Genomic DNA, 18408 nt, shown 5'->3' on the forward strand with positions numbered 1-18408 from the left:
TGTTGGCTTAGGCTGCGTTATTGCGTTCAACAATGGCCTGTTCGAATAGGCGTTGTTCTTTTTCTTTATGCTCCACCGAGAAGCGAATCATCAGGACAAAACTTGCGGCAATTACCACCAGTCCGCCCAGAACCATCAGGCAGGTCTGAATATCCAGTACGCCTTTTAACAGGAAGCCTGCGGCGACTGCGCCGACGTTCCCACCGGCACCAATAATGCCGGCCACACCGCCCAGTGCATCGCGGTCAATAAATGGCACCAGTGCATAGGTCGCGCCGCAAGCCATGTGAGTAAACAGGGCAAAAATGGTCATGACTAAAATGGCCAGCATGGCACTGTTCATTTGCGAGAACAGAATCAGGAACAAGCCTTCCATTAAAATCATGGCAAACAGCACTTTGGTACGCCCATCCAGACCGCTTTTTAGTGCCACCTTGTCAGAGACAATGCCGCCCAATGCACGGGCAAACAGGGCCAGCAAACCGAAGATGCCCGCCGCCATACCGGCTTCTTTCAGGCCAAAGCTAAAGTGTTCGACGTAATACATCGCCACAATGTTGTGAATAAAGATTTCAATCCCGAAACAGGCAGCATAGGCACCAAATAAAATCCAGACGCGGTAGTTACGTGCAGCATGCAGCAGAATCGCCATACCGCCTTTTTTGTCGCTGCCGACCTGAATGCCCTGTTCGCGTAATTCTTTAAAGTTGCCTTGGGTACAGTCCTGAGTCAGTTTCCAGTACAGGATGCCGACAATAATCATCATGATGCCCGGTACCAGCAAAGCAATACGCCAACCCATGGCCTGCTCGACCCCAAACATCACCAAGGCAGATAACAGCAAAGGCATCAGTGCCTGGGTCGCACCACCGCCGGCATTGCCCCAGCCTGCCGTAGTGGCATTGGCGGTTCCCACCACATTCGGTGCAAACATGATGCTGGTGTGATATTGGGTAATCACGAAGCTGGCACCAATGGCGCCAATCAGCAAACGGAAAAACAGGAAAGATTCATAACTGTTGGAAGCCGCCACCCCAAACACCGGAATACTGCCGATAATTAACAAGGCGGTATAGGTTTTGCGCGGGCCGTATTTATCACACAGCGGCCCGACAATTAAGCGGACCAGAATGGTGATGGCCACCGCAGCAATATTGATATTGGCGATCTGATCTTTGGTTAGGTTGAACTCGCCGGCAATGACTGGCATTAACGGTGCGCAGGCAAACCAGGCAAAGAAACAGACAAAAAATGCGAGCCAACTCATATGGAAGGCTCTCATCGCTGAAGTTTTAAAGTTAAATAGACTTATTTTTGTCGCTTTATTCGCTTGCAAATTTGAAGACATAACCATCTCCTACCTGAACTGAACGTGTGGGTTAACCTGCTATACGGATAGCTGCATAACAGATTCGAACAGAGCGGACGTCGTTGGCCGTCTTTCAAATTTTGGGAGTCTTCTTTGACTCAGCTGGAATAATGCAGATAGCGTGCCAACTTTTTAGAAAAGCTCAGCAGCTTGCTGTTTTTTATTGGGTTTTGAGGGTTATCTATGCTGGGTGAAGGTATTCAGATGCTGTCTACCTCCCGATTTCACGGTTCTGGCAGCCTCCTGTTTTATTTTTTAAAGCTCGCTGCCTTATCTTGGTGCGTTTTGTTTCATGCAAGTGCATCTTCCCATCAAGTCCAGATTTAATTTTTGATTTTAAAGGTTTTATTTTAATAAATTCGGGTTTGGCACCATCTTTGCTTTATTAAAAGTACTCGTTGTACAGACTCTATTGAGAGTTGCATGCCAAAACTGAAAATCGCGTTAATTGATGATGATCTCGAGCGCGCAGAGTTCATCAAAACCTCCTTAATTCAGCATGAATTTGAGGTGGTTGCCTGTTTAATTATCAATCATTCCAATATGTTCCATTTACAGCAACTGCATGCCGATGTGATTCTGCTGGATATGGACCATCCACATCGGGACATTATTGAAAGCTGCGTCAGCCAGTTTGATTTACCAACCGTGCTGTTCACCAAAAACAGCCACAAAGACACCATCAAAAATGCCATTGATGCCGGTGTTACGGCTTATATTGTCGATGGGATTGATCCGGCCAAACTGGACAGCATTCTGGAAATTTCTATCGAGCAGTTTAAAAAACACAAAAAGCTGCTGCACGATCTGGAAGAAACCAAAGGCAAACTGGCTGACCGTAAAGATATCGAAAAAGCCAAGGTCTTGCTGATGCAGATGCATGCCTTAAGCGAAGAAGATGCCTTTGGCCTGCTACGCAAAAATGCCATGAGCCACCGGATGACCATTGGTGAAATGGCACGGCGCCTGCTCGATGCCCAGCAACTCCTGCAAAAACAATTTAAGGATTAGCCATGCATAACTTAGAAAAAACCAAACTTCAGATTGGCTATATTCCTTTGCTCGACTGCGTCGCCATTTTATGGGCCAAACAGCGTGGCTTTTTTGCCGATGCCGGCCTCAATGTCGAACTGCTAAAAGAACCGTCCTGGGCCAGTTTAAGAGACCGGCTGGCCTTTGGTTTTATGGATGCCGCGCATTGCCTGTCGGCCATGTTACCGGCGGCGGCGCTCGGCACCGACCAACTGGGGATTCCGCTGCAAACGCCGCTGGTGCTAAGTACCAATCAGGCTTACATCAGCCTGAGTCAATCGCTGTGTTTTGAACTGGGCATCCAGCCGGAAGATGATGCCGCACACATTGCCAAAAAACTGATAAACGCGCATCAGCAACGCCCGATACAGCTGGCGCACGTCTTTCACGCCTCGATTCATCATTACTGTTTAAGAGAATGGCTGGCCTTGGCCGACCCGATCCTGGCGAAAAATATTCAGCTCATTACGCTGCCACCACCGTATATGGTCGAAGCGATTTCCCAGCAGCAGATTGATGGCTTTTGCGTCGGCGAACCCTGGAATACCCAGGCCGAATTACAAGGCTATTCTAAAATCCTGCTCTCGGGTCAGCAGGTTATTCCGCAAGTGGCCGATAAAGTACTGGCGGTAACCGCAGAATGGGCCGCCCAGCATCCGAATACCTTAAATGCCATGACCTCTGCCATTCAGCGCGCGCAAGCCGAATTGCACCAGCTGGAAGATGTACAAGCGGTCTGGCAAATGCTAAATGAGGCCGGCATCATCCAGTTTCCTTGCTCCGCACAGGTCCATGTCGAACGCTATTATTTTATTCAGAATATTATTCGCAGTTTGGTGGATGAATCGTCAGCCCAGCCGCAAGCGCAGGATTTTATCTGGCTTACCGAGCAGATGTTGAAATGGGACGCGCTGGATGTGCTCGAGGTGGAAAGTGCTGCGGTCAGTCAACGCTGTATTTATCCGCTACCATCAAGTCACGTCTAATCAAAAAGCCCGCAACGATGGCGGGCTTTTTTAGCTATTTTTACAGTCGACAGACTTAGTCGGCAGAAATATCTTCAAACAGCACTGAAGATAAATAGCGCTCGCCACCATCTGGCAAAATCACCACAATATTTTTACCGGCATTTTCCGGACGTGCAGCCAGCTGTGCCGCAGCCGCCATTGCGGCACCACTGGAAATTCCAACCAGAATGCCTTCCTGGGTTGCCGTCTTACGCGCAAAATCAATTGCTTCCTGGCTTGGAATGGCAATGACTTCATCAACCAGGTCTAAATCGAGGTTTTTAGGAATAAAGTTGGCGCCAATACCCTGAATTTTGTGTGGTGCCGGGCTAATCGCTTCACCACGTTTGGCCTGGCCAATAATGGCTGATTCTGCCGGCTCAACCGCCACCGAATACAACGGCTGGTTCTGCACTTTTTCGAAATAACGCGAAATACCGGTAAGCGTACCGCCCGTGCCCACGCCGGCAACCAGAATATCGACCTGACCGCCTGTGGCTTGCCAGATTTCTACCCCTGTGGTTTTTTCATGAATGTCCGGGTTGGCCGGGTTTTCAAACTGCTGCGGCATGAAGTAGACATCCGGTTGCTCCGCCACCAAACGCTCGGCTTCTTCAATCGCGCCTTTCATGCCTTTGGCTGGTTCGGTCAATACCAGATTGGCCCCCAGCGCTTTTAATACTTTACGGCGTTCAATACTCATGCTGGCCGGCATGGTTAAAGTAATCGGATAACCTTTGGCTGCTGCTACAAAAGCCAGCGCAATACCGGTGTTGCCGCTGGTTGGCTCAACAATATGCATGCCAGCTTTAAGCGCGCCACGCTGTTCTGCATCGGCCACCATTGCCGCACCAATCCGGCACTTGACGGAAAATGCCGGATTACGGCTTTCCACTTTGGCAAATACATTGGCTCCCCCGCCAATGACACGATTAATGCGCACCAGTGGCGTATTGCCAATGGCTTCGGCATTGTTGGCATAAACCGCAATCCCCAAATTGTCCGGGGCGGTAAAAGCTGTATCTGTTGTCATCATGTTTTCCTTAAGTCTTTTTTCATTTACCTCACCTTCTATCATACAGGCTTCTTTAAATTTTAAAATTCGATTTCTCTAAGATTGGTTACAATAAAAACTGAATAAGTTTCACACAAATACGGCCAGTTTTTCGTTAAATTAGGTGATCACCCCATGAAATCTATTCAGTCCAGCCTATAAATCGCTGTAAACTTAGTTCAATTTTGATCTTGACTGACGACCGTGTCAGCCCACCGGCCTCAGGTTCTACTGTAAAAACAGCCCATCCGGCCCATGAAAATATTTAGGGAATGCAATGTCTAACAAGAGTTACAGCCGACTTTATCGTAACCTGACGCAAAAAATTCTAGATAAGATTGTGACCCCGCAAGTCCTGGGCAGCACCAGCGAACTGGAACAGAATCTGGCGCAGAATCAGCTACATACCCGTATCTGCTATGTACTGCAAGATGCCTCTTTAAGTAATACTGTACTGATTGATAAAGAAGCGCAAGCGCGTGGCCTGCCTTCGGTGTTTTCACCACTGATTTTAGGCCAGTACAATGAAGATAACTCGATGCTGGCACTGAATGAGCAGGATCATCCGCATGACAGCTATCATTATTCAGCCCGCCTGATTCGTCTAATTGAGGCCTTGCAGCAGCATCCGGATCAGGATGTGCAGCTAGTACCGGTAACTGTGCTCTGGGGTCGTGCGCCGGAATATGAAGATTCCTGGTTTAAAGCCCTGTTTGCCGATGCCTGGGCCAAACCGAACAAGCTGAAACAAACCCTGAATATTTCCTTATATGGCCGTGAAAACTATATTGAATTTCACAAGCCGGTATCGTTAAGAGCTTTGCTGGAAACCGCGCAGACCGAGCGCCCGAACTTTTCTCCGGCGCATTTTGTGGTGCAAACCCTGGACCAGAACTTTAACCAATATAAAGAAGCCATTTTAGGCCCTGACCTGTCCGACCGCCGCAACCTGATCAATAAACTAATGAAAACCGAGGCGGTGCAACAGGCGATTCGTAAAGAAAGTATTGATCAAAAAGTCAGCATGTTTGAGGCAGAAAACCGTGCCAAAAGCTATCTGACCGAAATTGTATCGGACTTTTCCTATTCGACTTTACGCTTTGCCGAGCTGGCACTGACCAAACTCTGGACCCAGCTCTATGACGGGATTGAAGTGCATCATTTCGATACCGTGCGTGAACTGGCCAAAGACTATGAAATTGTCTATACGCCGTGTCATCGCAGTCATATTGACTATCTGCTGCTGTCCTATGTGATTTTTAACCGTGGCCTGATGGTGCCGCATATTGCTGCCGGCATTAATCTGAATTTACCGGTGGTTGGGCAAATTTTACGTGGTGGCGGTGCCTATTTTATTCGCCGTACCTTTAGTGGTAATGCACTATATACATCGGTATTTAAGGAATATCTGCACAGCCTGCTGTCACGCAATACCCCGCTGGAATATTTTATTGAAGGTGGCCGTTCCCGTACCGGCTTATTGCTGCCACCGAAAAAAGGCATGCTGTCGATGACGGTGCAAAGCCATTTACGCGGTGCCACCAAACCGATTGCCTTTATTCCGACCTATTTTGGCTATGAAAAGCTGATGGAAGGTACCTCTTATTTAAATGAGCTGAATGGCAAGCCCAAAGAAGCTGAATCGTTATGGGGCATTTTGAACTCGGCGCGGAAAATTGAAAAAGTATTTGGCCAGGTCTATGTCAACTTCGGCGAACCGGTGTTCCTGGACAATATTCTGCAACAGAATCAGGCCGATCAGATTCAGCTTTCAATTCATGATGAATTGCCACGTCCAGTCATCAACACGGTTGATCAGGCAGCACGGGAGATTCTGGAAAATATCAATAAAGCGGTGGTCATTAACCCGATTTCGCTGATTTCCACCATCTTGCTGAATGCACCGCAACACGCCTTAAGCCAGGATGATTTACTGCGCCAGATTGAACAGTATCGTGAGCTGCTTAAAGCGATGCATTATGATGATCGCATGATTATCACCCAGCTGTCGGCACCGGAAATTATTGAATATGCGCTGAAACTGAAACAGGTTGAGCATTATCAGCAGGATAACCAGACCTGGATTCGTGTGGCCGAGAGTCAGCGTATTTTACTCAGCTACTTTAGCAATAATATTCTGCACTGCTTAAGCTTACCGGCACTGATTGCCCTGCTCGTGCAGGATATGCCGGCGATCACCACAGCGCAGCTTAAGCAGCACGTCAGCCGCTTATATCCATTCTTGAAATCGGAGCTGTTTTTAAAATGGTCGGCCACAGAACTTCCTGCGCAGATTGACCGTATTCTCAGCAGCATGCAGCAACTGGGCTGGATTGACGTGTCGGAGAACATTCAGCTGCTTGAACTCCAAGCAACACATCCAATGCATAGTCTGGCAACGCTGGCACGCAGCAGCCTGAACAACTTTGTGCTGATTAGCCAATTATTGCAGGAATATGCCGAGCCGTATCAGTTAGATTTAAAAGCGCTGGAAAAAATGGCTAAAACCGTATTTAAACGGCTGGCAGAGTCAGGTAATTTAAACAGCGGTTATTACTTCGACAGTGCCACGTTAAAGAGCTTTATGGGCAGTTTACAACAGCTTGGACTGCTGGAGATGCAAGGTCAGCAGTTACAACTGAAACCACAATTTGATACAGAAATATCAGATTATCTGGGCTGGTATGCCCCTGAGCTGCAACAGCAGATTGCAGATAAGCTGCTGTTCTCTGAGAAAGAAATCAAACAGTTTAAAGAGTATAGTAAAAAATAAAGTATCAGATTCTCAGATATTATTTTGATACTAATCACACGATCTTATCAGTTAATTTGATATATTTATTCACAAAAAACAATGGGGTTTTGGCGCTTTTATTCAGCGCTTTGCCCCGACTCGCTCTATACTAGCAGCAACGTGTTTTAGAGAAATTAACTATGAGTGATGGTCTTGAAATAGACGTAATGCGTGATTCTGCTGAAACTGTCGTAACGATTTTAAAATCGCTTGCCAATACCGACCGTCTATTGATTCTTTGCCATCTTTCCCAACAAGAGTTGAATGTATCGCAAATTGAGGAAATTACTCAAATTCGCCAGCCGACCCTGTCGCAACAGCTGATGATGTTGCGTAAAAGTGATGTGGTGAACACCCGCCGAGACGGTAAACAGATTTATTACACTATTAAAGATCCGAAACTGGTTGAAGTTCTCAGCACGCTCTATCGACTGTATTGTCCTGCTACACCACTTTAATAAATTTTGCATAGGCAGATTTCTTAGCATTTTTTATGCATAATATATCTAAATTTATGATTTAGATTTTTATATGTCAGATTTTAAGTCACGCCTGCTCAATCGCTTACCCGCCTGGCAATGGTTAAAACATTATAATACCGTGACCCTGAAATCTGACCTGCTGGCCTCGCTAATTGTCATTGCGATGCTGGTGCCGCAAGGTATGGCCTATGCCATGCTGGCCGGTCTTCCACCGGTAATGGGACTGTATGCCAGTGTACTGCCGATGATCATCTATGCTTTTTTCGGCAGCAGTCCTACGCTTTCGATTGGCCCGGTGGCCATCATCTCCATGATGACCTTTGCCACTTTAAATCCTTTATTTGAAGTCGGCTCTCCGGTGTATATTCAGGCTGCCTGTCTGCTGGCGCTGATGGTTGGGGTCATTTCCCTGCTGCTCGGTATGCTGCGTTTTGGCTTCCTGATCCAGCTCATCAGCCATCCAGTTATTAAAAGCTTTATTATTGCTTCGGCACTGCTGATTGCACTGGGCCAGTTAAAGTTTCTGTTTAATGTGCCGCTACAAGCCAACAATATTCCGGAATTTGTGCTGAGTATCTTTGAATATATCGGCCTGATGCATTGGGAAAGCCTGATCTTTGGTATCGCATCCATTCTGTTTTTGGTCTTCATGCCGAAGTTTTTTAATCTGGAAGCAGTCAAACAGCGCCTCGGGGCCAGCGGATTTATTATTAAATCTTTACCGCTGGTGCTGGTGGTGGTCTCCATTGCCCTGGTCTATTTCTTCAATCTGCAACAGGTCGGCATTAAAACTGTCGGTGAAATTCCTTCCGGTTTCCCGGCGCTGTCGATGCCGTTCTGGAATCTGGAGCTGGTACTGCAACTGTTACCCGGCGCCGCGATGATTGCCATGATCAGCTTTGTGGAGTCATTATCCATTGCCCAGGCCACCGCCTTGCAGCAACGTAGCCAGCTGAATAGCAATCAGGAACTCATTGCCTTGGGTGCAGCCAATATTGGGGCCGGCCTCAGTTCAGCCTTTCCGGTGACCGGCAGCCTATCACGTACCGTGGTCAATGCCGATGCTGGCGCCAAAACCTCTATGGCTGGCGTGCTATCATCTTTGTTTATTGTGCTGGTCAGTCTGTATTTCACCGGTTTTTTCCGTGATCTGCCACTGACTGTACTGGCGGCAACCATTATTGTGTCAATCTGGAAACTGGTCGAGCTAAAACCGTTTATCGACACTTGGCGTTATTCCAAGGCTGATGGTCTGGCGATGTGGATTACCTTCTTCGGCGTGTTATTTATTGATATTTCTACCGGGCTGATTATCGGGATTGTTTCAACCTTTATTCTGCTGCTGTGGCGTATTAGCCGGCCGCATATTGCCGAAATTGGACTGGTCGAAGGCACCCAGCATTTCCGTAATATCCAGCGTCATCAGGTCATCACCTCGGCCAAAGTGCTGTCGATCCGGATTGATGAAGACCTGACCTTTTTAAACTCCAATACCTTAAAAGGTTTCCTGATTAATGCAGTCAGCCAGAAACCGGAACTGGAGCATGTGGTAATTAACGGTTCCAGTATTAGTGCCATTGATTTAAGTGCGCTGGAAATGCTGGAAGATCTGGACAATGAACTGAGAAAACTGAATATCCAGCTGCATTTTTCCGAAGTTAAAGGCCCGGTCATGGACAAACTGCAACGCTCTAAATTACTGAATCATTTAAGCGGTAAAATTTTCCTGACCCATTATCAGGCCATTCGCGAGCTGAGTCCGGACATCACCTAAAATGCCGATCCTGTCTGCTTTTCAGGCAATTATTCGCCCTAAAAAGCAGGCATAAGCATAAAAATATGAAAAAATCATGACTTTTGAATGGCTTAATTTTTCGAATATTCTATTTAAAAACAGCCATTTGATTTTTATATGAATTTTTTTTGTAAGCTATTTAAATTTTCGGTATAAAATACATCGCTAATTTTTCCCTATATTGTCCGTAATTCAGACAAGGCCTTCCTATGTTCTCAGCATATCTGCGCTTGAGCTTAGTCACTCGAATTCTGATCGCTATCATTTTAGGTGTGATAGTTGCGGTGGCTTTTCCACAATTTGCGCCCTACTTAAGCCTGCTCGGCGATTTATTCATTAAAGCGCTTAAATCCGTGGCACCGATTCTGGTGTTTGTCCTGGTGTTATCCTCTATTGCCAATTTCAAAGTTGGCCATAGTGCGCATATCCGCCCGATTATGCTGATGTATGCCGCAGGTATGTTCCTGGCTGCCCTGGCTGCAGTAATTGCCAGCAGCCTGTTCCCAAGCACGCTGTTCCTGGATATTCCGGCCAATACCGACATGCAACCACCGGGCAGTCTGGCTGAGATTTTAAAGAATCTGCTATTAAGTTTTGTGGCTAACCCGGTAACAGCAATTAGTGAAGCCAACTTTATTGGTATTCTGGCCTGGGCTGTGGCTTTAGGTGTGGCCTTCCGTCATGCAACAGACAATACCAAAGCCTTCCTGACCGATGCTGCAGATGCTGTGAATAAAGTGATCCGTCTGGTGATTAACTTTGCGCCGTTTGGTATTTTCGGTCTGGTGGCGGTGACTTTTGCCGAATCTGGTATGAGTACCTTGGTTAGCTATACGCAATTATTAACTGTGCTGATTGGTACCATGATTTTCGTGGCGCTGGTGATTAACCCGATGATGGTGGGCTTTGTCACTCGTTCCAATCCATATCCACTGGTATTCAAATGTTTACGTGAAAGTGGCATTACCGCCTTCTTTACCCGCAGCTCTGCCGCTAACATTCCGGTGAACCTGGATTTGGCCAAACGTTTAGGCGTACAGGAATCGACTGCCAGTGTCGCCATTCCATTGGGTGCTGCGATTAACATGGCTGGTGCTTCTGTAACCATTACTGTGCTGTCACTGGCGGCGGTAAATACTTTAGGCATTCAGGTTGACTTTAGCACCATGCTGATTTTATCCGTGGTCGCAACAGTTTCGGCTTGTGGTGCATCAGGTGTGGCCGGTGGTTCATTGCTGCTGATTCCGGTGGCATGTGGCCTGTTCGGAATTTCATCGGACATCGCCATGCAAGTGGTGGCCATTGGTATGGTGATTAGCGTGTTGCAGGATTCAACTGAAACTGCACTGAACTCATCTACCGATGTATTATTTACTGCCGCAGTTGATCGTAGTTTGCGTTAATATATGCACTACGTCTGTTGATTAATCAATGAATTATGCCATTTCAAAAATTACCGCTCTGGGTTCAGCTGGGTGCATTTTTTCTTTCTGTTAATGCCGGAATCATTAATGTTCTAGGACTGGTGACTGTGTTGCACCAGTCCGTTTCCCACATGACCGGTAATGTCAGCATGCTGGCAATGGCACTTTTGGACTGGCAATGGTCACAGGTAATTTATCTGTTTCTGGTCGTTGTCTGTTATGTGATTGGTTCATTTTATAGTGGACTTATCTTGGGAAATAGCCACTTTCTCCTCGGACGCCGTTATGGGCTGCCGCTGAGTTTAGTGGCTATTTTTATTCTGCTGTGCTGGATTTTACTGCCGTATTTCCCGCGTTATGCATTGCTCTGGGCCTGTGTAGCGATGGGCGTTCAAAACGCCATGATCAGCTATTACAAAGGCACCATCATCCGGACCACGCATTTATCCGGGGTATTGACCGATTTGGGTCTGGCCTTGGGCTATCGCGTGCGTGGCCTGCATGTTGGCAAACGCCGGGTGATTTTGCACCTGCTGATTTTAATTGGCTTCTTTATTGGCGGTCTGGTTGCGACAGCGGTTTATCCTTTATTACAATTAAACTCTTTCCTGGTGCCGGTGGCTTTAAGCTTTAGCTTAAGTCTGGTGTACTGGGTGATTTATTTTCGTTATCGACATTTTCAGAAATAGTTCGGACATTTTCTCATGGTCAAAAATGCATTACAGGCACAGTTACTCAAAGCAGGTTTAGTCGATAATAAAAAGGCTAAAAAACTGTCTAAACAGGTAGTACATGAGCAGCGCACAGGTGTGAGTAAAGATGCTGAAGTCAAAGCCAAAATCGAGCAGGACAAACAGCAGAAAATGGCCCGTGATCAGGCGCTGGAACAAGAGAAAAAAGCCGCCTTGCAGGAAAAAGAGCTAAAAGCCGCCATCATGCAAATGATCAACCAGCATAAAATCCGCGACACCGATGGCGACAGCGTGTATCAGTTTATTGATGGCACCATTAAAAAAGTCTACATCAACCAGCAGATTTATAATGCACTGGTGGCCGGCAGTCTGGTGATTGCCAAGGAAAATGACGGTTATGCCTTCTTGCCAAAAGCGTTGGCAGAGCGTATTAACCAGAAAATGGAAGGCTTTATTCTGGTGAATAATTCACAAAGCAACGCGGATACCACCGATGAAGAGGATCCGTATGCTGCTTATGTCATTCCTGATGACCTGATGTGGTAAGCACTACAAAGAAAACCGGCTTGGGCCGGTTTTTTTATGGGCCGTTTCATGTGATTCAGAGCCGATTAAACGTAAGCAGATGCACAGGATATGTATAAAAATTTTATTAGAGGTTATAAATTTAAACATAAACCTTTAAACTCTATCACATTTTTAAAATGAATTAAGCGAGGATCACTTGGAACAGTTTGACGTCATCCAGAATCTGCAAGACTGGATAGATCAATACCCATGGCTAGAAATGCTGTCATCTCTCAGTATTGTGATTTTATTGGCGATTATTGCCAATTTTATTGCCAAGCAGGTGGTGGTACGCGGCATTCGCAAGCTTATTTCCAAACTTTCTTTTGCCCACAACGAAATTATTGCCGAACACAGCGTCATCCGCCGTATTGCCAATATTGTGCCGGCGATTGTAATCATGAACGGGATTACCACCGTTCCACATTTTTCCGATAAAGCCATCACCTTTGTACAGATGGGTGCGCAGGCTTTTATCTTCCTGACCATTGCCCTGGCCATTGGCGAATTGCTGAATATCTTTAACCTGATTTACCAGCGCAATCCCAAGTCACGCAATAAACCGATTAAGGGCTATTTGCAGCTGGTCAAGCTGATTATCTTTATTGTCTGCGGTCTGATGATTCTGGGCACTTTCTTGAAAAAAGATGTATTCACCTTGCTGGCCGGTTTTGGTGCCATGGCTGCGGTGCTAATGTTGGTGTTCCAGAATACGATTTTATCGCTGGTGGCTTCGGTACAGATTGCCTCTTATGACATGGTGCGTTTAGGGGACTGGATTGAAATGCCATCTTTAAATGCCGATGGTGATGTCATTGATATGTCATTACATACCGTCACAGTACAGAACTTTGACAAGACCATTACCACCATTCCGACCAACAAATTAATTACTGACACCTTTAAAAACTGGCGCGGTATGCAGGAAGCCGGTGCACGCCGGATTAAACGCTCGATTCATATTGATCAGAGCAGCGTGCATTTCATGAGCGCTGAGGAACAGGCCAAGCTGAAAGAATTTATTTTGCTGGATCAGTATTTAAATACCAAAGCGGAAGAACTGGAGAAATTTAACCAACAACTGAACAACCATGCCCAGTACAACCATCGTCGTCTGACCAATCTGGGAACGTTCCGTGCTTATGTCGAGTTTTATCTTCAGCAGCATCCGGGCATTAGTAAAAACCAGTCCCTGATGGTGCGTCAGCTACAACCGACCAGCGAAGGCTTACCACTGGAGATTTATGCCTTTACCAATACCACAGTGTGGAAAGAGTATGAAAATATCCAGTCAGATATTATGGATCATTTACTGGCAATTATTCCGGAGTTTGGTTTACAAGTGTATCAGGCGCCATCTGGAACCGATTTTAAAGAGTCGTTTAAAGCATCTTAAGTTTTTAGACTGAAACTAAACACATGAGAACCCACCGCTTGGTGGGTTTTCTTTTTCATCTTCCCTTTCGAATGTATCAGACTCATTTCCCTGTTCTTTCTTACCTAAACACTGCCCGCTGATGTTTACAATGACACAGCATTGCAGCACGCTGTTTTTACGTATACTGAAATTAAGCTTATAAAAGAAAGAGGTACATCCTGCATGAAAATTAAAATACCGTTAATCTTCGCCAGTGTTCTGCTTGCACTTTCAGCTCCTGCCTTTGCGGATGATGACCAGAAAATTATTGCGCAAGCAGCAAAAAATATTATGACCACTGCGCAGGCACTGAAAGCCGCAGATGAAACACCAGTTACGGTGTATGGCACTATTCATAAACATATTAAAGATGAAATGTACCAGCTTCAGGATCAGACCGGCATCATCCATGTCGAAATTGATCATGATCTGGCGACACCGGCGCAATTGCTGAATCCGGGTAAAAAAGTCCGGGTGGTCGGTGAAGTGGATACACACCGTTATAAACCAACCGATATTGATGTAGTCGAGATTGAAATTCTGTAAGTTTCAGGCAGATATTTTCTGATCGAAGCTCGCAAAAAATATGAGGTTTCTTTCAACTGCAAAGCCTTATTTATCTGCCTGATTTTAAAGCAGCACCGCCCTGAAAAGTTTTACTTTTCTTTTAAACTGGGTATTCTTGGCAATAAATCTGTTGTTTATCTCGCAAGCGTTAATCGTGATCAATAGTGCTTGGAACCGGCTTTGAATAAAACACACTCTTCGTCTGTTCAAGCCGCATGGCCGATACCAATGATGATCATCAATCTGCTTGCTCAAAAGGACATTGTGTATGTTTAAGTGGTTCGAGAGCCTGGTTAATCCATACCCCACCAAAGGTTTAAATAAACCACTACCTACCCGTTTTTTTCCTTTTGTCTGGCAGGCCGCGCGCGGTGTTCGTCCGTACTTATTGCTATTGGTGCTGTGTACCGCAGGTGCGGCAAGTTTTGAAGCCCTGCTCTATGCCAAAATTGGCGAGCTGGTGAACTGGCTCAGTCAAAGTCAGCCAGATACCTTTCTGGCCGAACATCAAACCAATCTGACTATTCTGACTTTTATCCTGCTGGCCAATATTTTCTTTGCTAGTTTGCAATCCATTATCAAACATCAGATTTTATATAGTAATTTCCCGATGCGCCTGCGCTGGCGTTTTCACAACTTACTGCTGCGTCAAAGTCTGGATTTTTTCCATAATGATTTTGCCGGGCGGCTATCGGCCAAAGTCATGCAAACAGCGCTGGCGGTACGAGAATTCTGGATTATTCTGGGCGATATGCTGGCCTATGTGGTGATTTACTTTATTACCATCAGCGTGGTGTTAGGCGCCATTTCACCTATGCTGATTATCCCGTTGCTGGTATGGCTGGGCCTGTTTATTGCCGCAGCCAGTTATTTTATTCCACGTTTAAGCAGAATCTCCAATAGCCAGGCTGATGCCCGCGCCGTCATGACCGGCCGCGTGACCGATGCCTATACCAACATCCAGACCGTGAAACTGTTTGCCCATGCCGGCCGCGAAAGCCAGTATGCCAAAGAATCCATGCAGGAATTTATGGTCACGGTCTATAAACAGATGCGCTTGGGCGCACAGTATGAAATCAGCATTAACCTGCTGACGGTTGTGCTGTATGTCGGTGTGCTGGGTACGGCGCTGTGGTTATGGATGAATGGCCAGGCAGAACTCGGCATTATTGCCGCCACCACCGCCATGATTCTCAAGCTGAACAGCATTGCTGAATTTATGATGTGGCAAACCTCGGCGCTGTTTGAAAATGTCGGTACCATTCAAGACGGGATGAAAACCCTCGGCCGCCCGATCACAATTGAAGATAAACCGGATGCCAAAACCTTGAATGTCGCGCAAGGTGAAATCAAATTTGAAAATGTCAGCTTTGCCTATAATGACAAAAACGTAATTGAGCAGTTTAACCTGACCATCCGTCCGGGTGAAAAAATCGGGATTGTCGGACGTTCCGGTGCTGGGAAATCGACCCTCATCCAGCTGTTACTGCATTTTTATCAGATTAATCAGGGCCGGATTCTGATTGATGGTCAGGATATTGTCGATGTCACCCAGGACAGCCTGCGTAAAAATATCGCGCTGGTGACTCAGGACACGTCGCTGCTGCATCGTACCGTAGCTGAAAATATTAAATATGGTCGCCCTGATGCCAGCGATGAAGAAATGTATGCTGCAGTGGCCAAAGCCAAGGCTGAAGAATTTATTCCGCAGCTGACCGATTTACGTGGCAAACGCGGTTATGAAGCCTATGTGGGTGAACGCGGCGTGAAACTGTCGGGCGGACAACGTCAGCGGATTGCGATTGCCCGGGTATTCTTAAAAGATGCGCCCATTTTAATTCTGGATGAAGCCACCAGCGCGCTGGATTCTGAAGTTGAAGCCGCAATTCAGTCCAGTCTGGATGAACTGATGCAAGGTAAAACCGTTATTGCCATTGCTCACCGTTTATCGACCATTGCGCAGATGGATCGCCTGATTGTGCTGGATCAGGGTCAGATTGCCGAACAAGGCACGCATGATGAACTGGTGGCACTGAACGGAATTTACGCGCAGCTGTGGCAACGCCAAACTGGTGGCTTTCTGATTGAGCAACAACAATTAAAGCAAAAACAAGGAACCTGATATGTTGTATCTGGAAGATTTGAAGGTGGGTGATCACTTTGTCAGTCGTGACTACGAAATGACTTTAGAAGAAATTCAGCAGTTTGCCCACCTGTATGACCCACAAATTTTCCATACCGATGTGCAGCAAGCCGCGCAGCATCCGGTATTTCAAGGCATTGCCGCCAGTGGCTGGCATACTGCCGCGGTAACCATGCGTTTGTGGACTGAATGTTTTCCGGTTGCACATGGCCTGATTGGTTCAGAATCCAGTCTGCGCTGGCCGCGTCCGACCCGTCCGGGTGACCTGATTCATGTTGATGTTGAAATTACCGCCATCAGTCCATCCAAAACCAAGCTGGACCGTGGTCTGGTCAGTTATGTGACACAGGCCTTAAACCAGCATGGTGAAGTTTTACTGATTTCGACCACCAAAATTGTGGTGTTCCGGCGGCATGCACAGGTGGCCTAAGCAGTCATTTTGTCAAACAATTTTTCTAGTTTTCCGGTTTTTTTCATGCCAATATAGGCAAGCAAATTTAAAAAATAATACTCATTAGTGCAATGGACCGTGCATGAAAACACTTTTACCGCGTCAGGATCAGGGTGTTCCTGGTGTTTATGGCTTACTTATTCTGGATGTTGTTTCCCGTTGGGGATATAACGCTGAAACCTTTTTTGCTCCCTTCCATCTGACCACTGAACAACTGGCCGATCCTGACTTTCGGATTCCGACCAGCATGGCCAATGACATGGTCAAACATGCGCTGTATCTCACCGGTGAATCGACGCTGGGCTATCATTTAGGCACGCAAATGCGCATCTCGATTCATGGCTTTATCGGCTATGCGATTATGACTGCCAATGATATTAGTGATGCTTTAATGCTGGCCAACCGCTTTATTCAGCTGCGGATGCCCTTTTTACAGCTGTTTTTCTCTACCTTTGGTGAAAAAGCCACCCTGCAGCTGCAAGGTGAAATTGATCTGGAACCGCTCAGAACCGAAATTGCGATTGCACTGATTATTGGCATGATCACCATGGCCAAAGCCATTACCGGCATGGAGCATCTTTCTGGTGAAGTCGATTTTGATTTCCCGGAACCGCTGGGCTTTGAAAAATATGCAGCCAAATTCCCGAATCATAGTTTCCGTTTTGACCAGCCCTATCTGATCTTAAGTTTTGACAAGCAGTATTTGGGGCTGAAAATGATTCATGCCGATCCGATTGCCAGCCAGATTGCCATTAACCAGTGCGAAGCCGAACTTTCTGCCTTGGGCGAACGGCGCCGCCTGTCGATGCGCGTGCGCGATATTCTGACCAATTCCGAACAGCATTATTTAAGTATCGAGCATGTCGCCGACCAGCTGCATATGTCAGATCGCACCCTGAAACGCCAGCTGGCAGCCGAAGGTACCTCTTTTTCTACCCTGGTTGATGAAGTCCGTTACCGGCATGCCACCTCGCTGCTGTCACGTACCGATTACACCCTGGAACAGATTGCCGATGAACTGGGCTATAGCGATGTCGCCAATTTTAGCCGCGCCTTTAAGCGCTGGAGTGGCCGCAGTCCAAGCAACTGGCGTAAAGATCCGTATTTATAAAACTTTTGTTTTTCTGCAAAAGCATGTATAAACATGCCAAAAATGATTTAAATAGTTAAGGAGTCATCATGAATCACCCTTCAGAACTGAAATATGCACGTACACACGAATGGGTACGCATTGAAGGTGATCTTGTTGTTACAGGTATTTCTGATCATGCTCAAGATGCACTGGGCGATCTGGTCTATGTCGAAGCACCTGAAGTGGGCCAGCAAGTGACCGCGGGTGAACAGGCCGGCGTGGTGGAATCTGTGAAAACTGCGTCTGACATTCACGCGCCAGTATCCGGCACAGTGGTTGAAATTAACCCGGCGCTGGAAGATGACCCGGATTTTGTGAATGATGAGCCGTATGGCAAAGGCTGGATTTATAAAATCAAGCCAGACAACCTGGCCGATGTCGAAAAACTGCTTTCAAGCAGCGAATATGAAACCGGTTTATAAAAAATAATCTTGCAAGAAGATCAGCCTACGGGCTGATTTTTTTAGCTTAAAAGCCAAATT

Annotated in this window: 16 protein-coding genes; 14 read left to right on the forward strand and 2 right to left on the reverse strand. The window is 46.5% G+C overall.

Annotated elements, in window-relative coordinates; genetic code table 11:
* Positions 1-7: 7 nt before the first annotated feature.
* Entirely contained in the window at positions 8-1348 is a 1341-nt protein-coding gene (locus FTU67_RS09665) for an MFS transporter (RefSeq protein WP_005178146.1), read from the reverse strand.
* A 444-nt stretch (positions 1349-1792) separates the two neighbouring features.
* On the opposite strand from FTU67_RS09665, the gene FTU67_RS09670 reads away from it, so the two are divergent.
* Together FTU67_RS09670 and FTU67_RS09675 are read left to right on the forward strand one after the other, a co-directional pair.
* Positions 1793-2380, forward strand: a complete 588-nt coding sequence (locus FTU67_RS09670) for an ANTAR domain-containing response regulator (RefSeq protein ID WP_016658095.1) — start codon at positions 1793-1795, stop codon at positions 2378-2380.
* Positions 2381-2382: 2 nt separating this feature from the next.
* The gene (locus FTU67_RS09675; protein WP_180061697.1) at positions 2383-3387 is read left to right on the forward strand and encodes an ABC transporter substrate-binding protein; all 1005 of its coding nucleotides are present in this window, start codon (positions 2383-2385) and stop codon (positions 3385-3387) included.
* A gap of 55 nt (positions 3388-3442) precedes the next feature.
* On the opposite strand, the gene cysK is transcribed toward FTU67_RS09675, so the two are convergent.
* Positions 3443-4441, reverse strand: coding sequence for a cysteine synthase A (gene cysK, locus FTU67_RS09680; protein ID WP_016658093.1), 999 nt, complete (start codon positions 4439-4441; stop codon positions 3443-3445).
* Between the two features lie 298 nt (positions 4442-4739).
* Between cysK and plsB the strand changes: the two genes are divergently transcribed.
* The 12 genes from plsB (at position 4740) to gcvH (ending at position 18348) form a co-directional block, all read left to right on the forward strand.
* On the forward strand, positions 4740-7235 hold the full coding sequence (gene plsB, locus FTU67_RS09685; RefSeq protein ID WP_180061698.1) for a glycerol-3-phosphate 1-O-acyltransferase PlsB: 2496 nt from the start codon (positions 4740-4742) through the stop codon (positions 7233-7235).
* Between the two features lie 161 nt (positions 7236-7396).
* Positions 7397-7714, forward strand: a complete 318-nt coding sequence (locus tag FTU67_RS09690) for a helix-turn-helix transcriptional regulator (protein ID WP_005178157.1) — start codon at positions 7397-7399, stop codon at positions 7712-7714.
* Positions 7715-7787: 73 nt separating this feature from the next.
* Positions 7788-9512 (forward strand): SulP family inorganic anion transporter, encoded by a 1725-nt coding sequence (locus tag FTU67_RS09695; protein ID WP_180061699.1) that lies wholly within the window; start codon positions 7788-7790, stop codon positions 9510-9512.
* 230 nt (positions 9513-9742) lie between these two features.
* Entirely contained in the window at positions 9743-10936 is a 1194-nt protein-coding gene (gene sstT, locus FTU67_RS09700; protein WP_160243129.1) for a serine/threonine transporter SstT, read from the forward strand.
* Positions 10937-10971: 35 nt separating this feature from the next.
* On the forward strand, positions 10972-11646 hold the full coding sequence (locus FTU67_RS09705; RefSeq protein ID WP_005178167.1) for a YoaK family protein: 675 nt from the start codon (positions 10972-10974) through the stop codon (positions 11644-11646).
* Between the two features lie 15 nt (positions 11647-11661).
* A complete protein-coding gene (locus FTU67_RS09710; RefSeq protein WP_180057261.1) occupies positions 11662-12195 on the forward strand; it encodes a DUF2058 domain-containing protein in 534 nt (177 codons plus the stop codon).
* A 178-nt stretch (positions 12196-12373) separates the two neighbouring features.
* A complete protein-coding gene (locus FTU67_RS09715) occupies positions 12374-13612 on the forward strand; it encodes a mechanosensitive ion channel family protein (protein WP_180057259.1) in 1239 nt (412 codons plus the stop codon).
* Between the two features lie 204 nt (positions 13613-13816).
* Positions 13817-14179, forward strand: a complete 363-nt coding sequence (locus FTU67_RS09720; RefSeq protein WP_180057257.1) for a NirD/YgiW/YdeI family stress tolerance protein — start codon at positions 13817-13819, stop codon at positions 14177-14179.
* A gap of 289 nt (positions 14180-14468) precedes the next feature.
* A complete protein-coding gene (locus FTU67_RS09725) occupies positions 14469-16322 on the forward strand; it encodes an ABC transporter ATP-binding protein (protein WP_005178171.1) in 1854 nt (617 codons plus the stop codon).
* Between the two features lies 1 nt (position 16323).
* On the forward strand, positions 16324-16773 hold the full coding sequence (locus tag FTU67_RS09730; protein WP_168408186.1) for a MaoC family dehydratase: 450 nt from the start codon (positions 16324-16326) through the stop codon (positions 16771-16773).
* Between the two features lie 103 nt (positions 16774-16876).
* The gene (locus FTU67_RS09735; RefSeq protein ID WP_005178175.1) at positions 16877-17905 is read left to right on the forward strand and encodes an AraC family transcriptional regulator; all 1029 of its coding nucleotides are present in this window, start codon (positions 16877-16879) and stop codon (positions 17903-17905) included.
* 68 nt (positions 17906-17973) lie between these two features.
* Positions 17974-18348 carry a glycine cleavage system protein GcvH gene (gene gcvH / locus FTU67_RS09740; protein ID WP_180061700.1) on the forward strand — a complete coding sequence of 125 codons (375 nt, stop codon included), beginning with the start codon at positions 17974-17976 and terminating at the stop codon, positions 18346-18348.
* Positions 18349-18408: the final 60 nt, after the last annotated feature.

It is taken from the genome of Acinetobacter sp. YH12132, assembly GCF_013418645.1.
In the GTDB taxonomy this organism is placed as follows: Bacteria; Pseudomonadota; Gammaproteobacteria; order Pseudomonadales; family Moraxellaceae; genus Acinetobacter; species Acinetobacter indicus.

What these genes read in the sequence shown, in the direction of transcription:
- FTU67_RS09735 (WP_005178175.1), top strand. Translation starts at nt 16,877, where the DNA reads ATGAAAACACTTTTACCGCGTCAGGATCAGGGTGTTCCTGGTGTTTAT.
- FTU67_RS09725 (WP_005178171.1), top strand. Translation starts at nt 14,469, where the DNA reads ATGTTTAAGTGGTTCGAGAGCCTGGTTAATCCATACCCCACCAAAGGT.
- sstT (WP_160243129.1), top strand. Translation starts at nt 9,743, where the DNA reads ATGTTCTCAGCATATCTGCGCTTGAGCTTAGTCACTCGAATTCTGATC.
- cysK (WP_016658093.1), bottom strand. Translation starts at nt 4,441, where the DNA reads ATGACAACAGATACAGCTTTTACCGCCCCGGACAATTTGGGGATTGCG.
- plsB (WP_180061698.1), top strand. Translation starts at nt 4,740, where the DNA reads ATGTCTAACAAGAGTTACAGCCGACTTTATCGTAACCTGACGCAAAAA.
- FTU67_RS09720 (WP_180057257.1), top strand. Translation starts at nt 13,817, where the DNA reads ATGAAAATTAAAATACCGTTAATCTTCGCCAGTGTTCTGCTTGCACTT.
- FTU67_RS09705 (WP_005178167.1), top strand. Translation starts at nt 10,972, where the DNA reads ATGCCATTTCAAAAATTACCGCTCTGGGTTCAGCTGGGTGCATTTTTT.
- gcvH (WP_180061700.1), top strand. Translation starts at nt 17,974, where the DNA reads ATGAATCACCCTTCAGAACTGAAATATGCACGTACACACGAATGGGTA.
- FTU67_RS09690 (WP_005178157.1), top strand. Translation starts at nt 7,397, where the DNA reads ATGAGTGATGGTCTTGAAATAGACGTAATGCGTGATTCTGCTGAAACT.
- FTU67_RS09665 (WP_005178146.1), bottom strand. Translation starts at nt 1,348, where the DNA reads ATGTCTTCAAATTTGCAAGCGAATAAAGCGACAAAAATAAGTCTATTT.
- FTU67_RS09695 (WP_180061699.1), top strand. Translation starts at nt 7,788, where the DNA reads ATGTCAGATTTTAAGTCACGCCTGCTCAATCGCTTACCCGCCTGGCAA.
- FTU67_RS09675 (WP_180061697.1), top strand. Translation starts at nt 2,383, where the DNA reads ATGCATAACTTAGAAAAAACCAAACTTCAGATTGGCTATATTCCTTTG.
- FTU67_RS09710 (WP_180057261.1), top strand. Translation starts at nt 11,662, where the DNA reads ATGGTCAAAAATGCATTACAGGCACAGTTACTCAAAGCAGGTTTAGTC.
- FTU67_RS09730 (WP_168408186.1), top strand. Translation starts at nt 16,324, where the DNA reads ATGTTGTATCTGGAAGATTTGAAGGTGGGTGATCACTTTGTCAGTCGT.
- FTU67_RS09670 (WP_016658095.1), top strand. Translation starts at nt 1,793, where the DNA reads ATGCCAAAACTGAAAATCGCGTTAATTGATGATGATCTCGAGCGCGCA.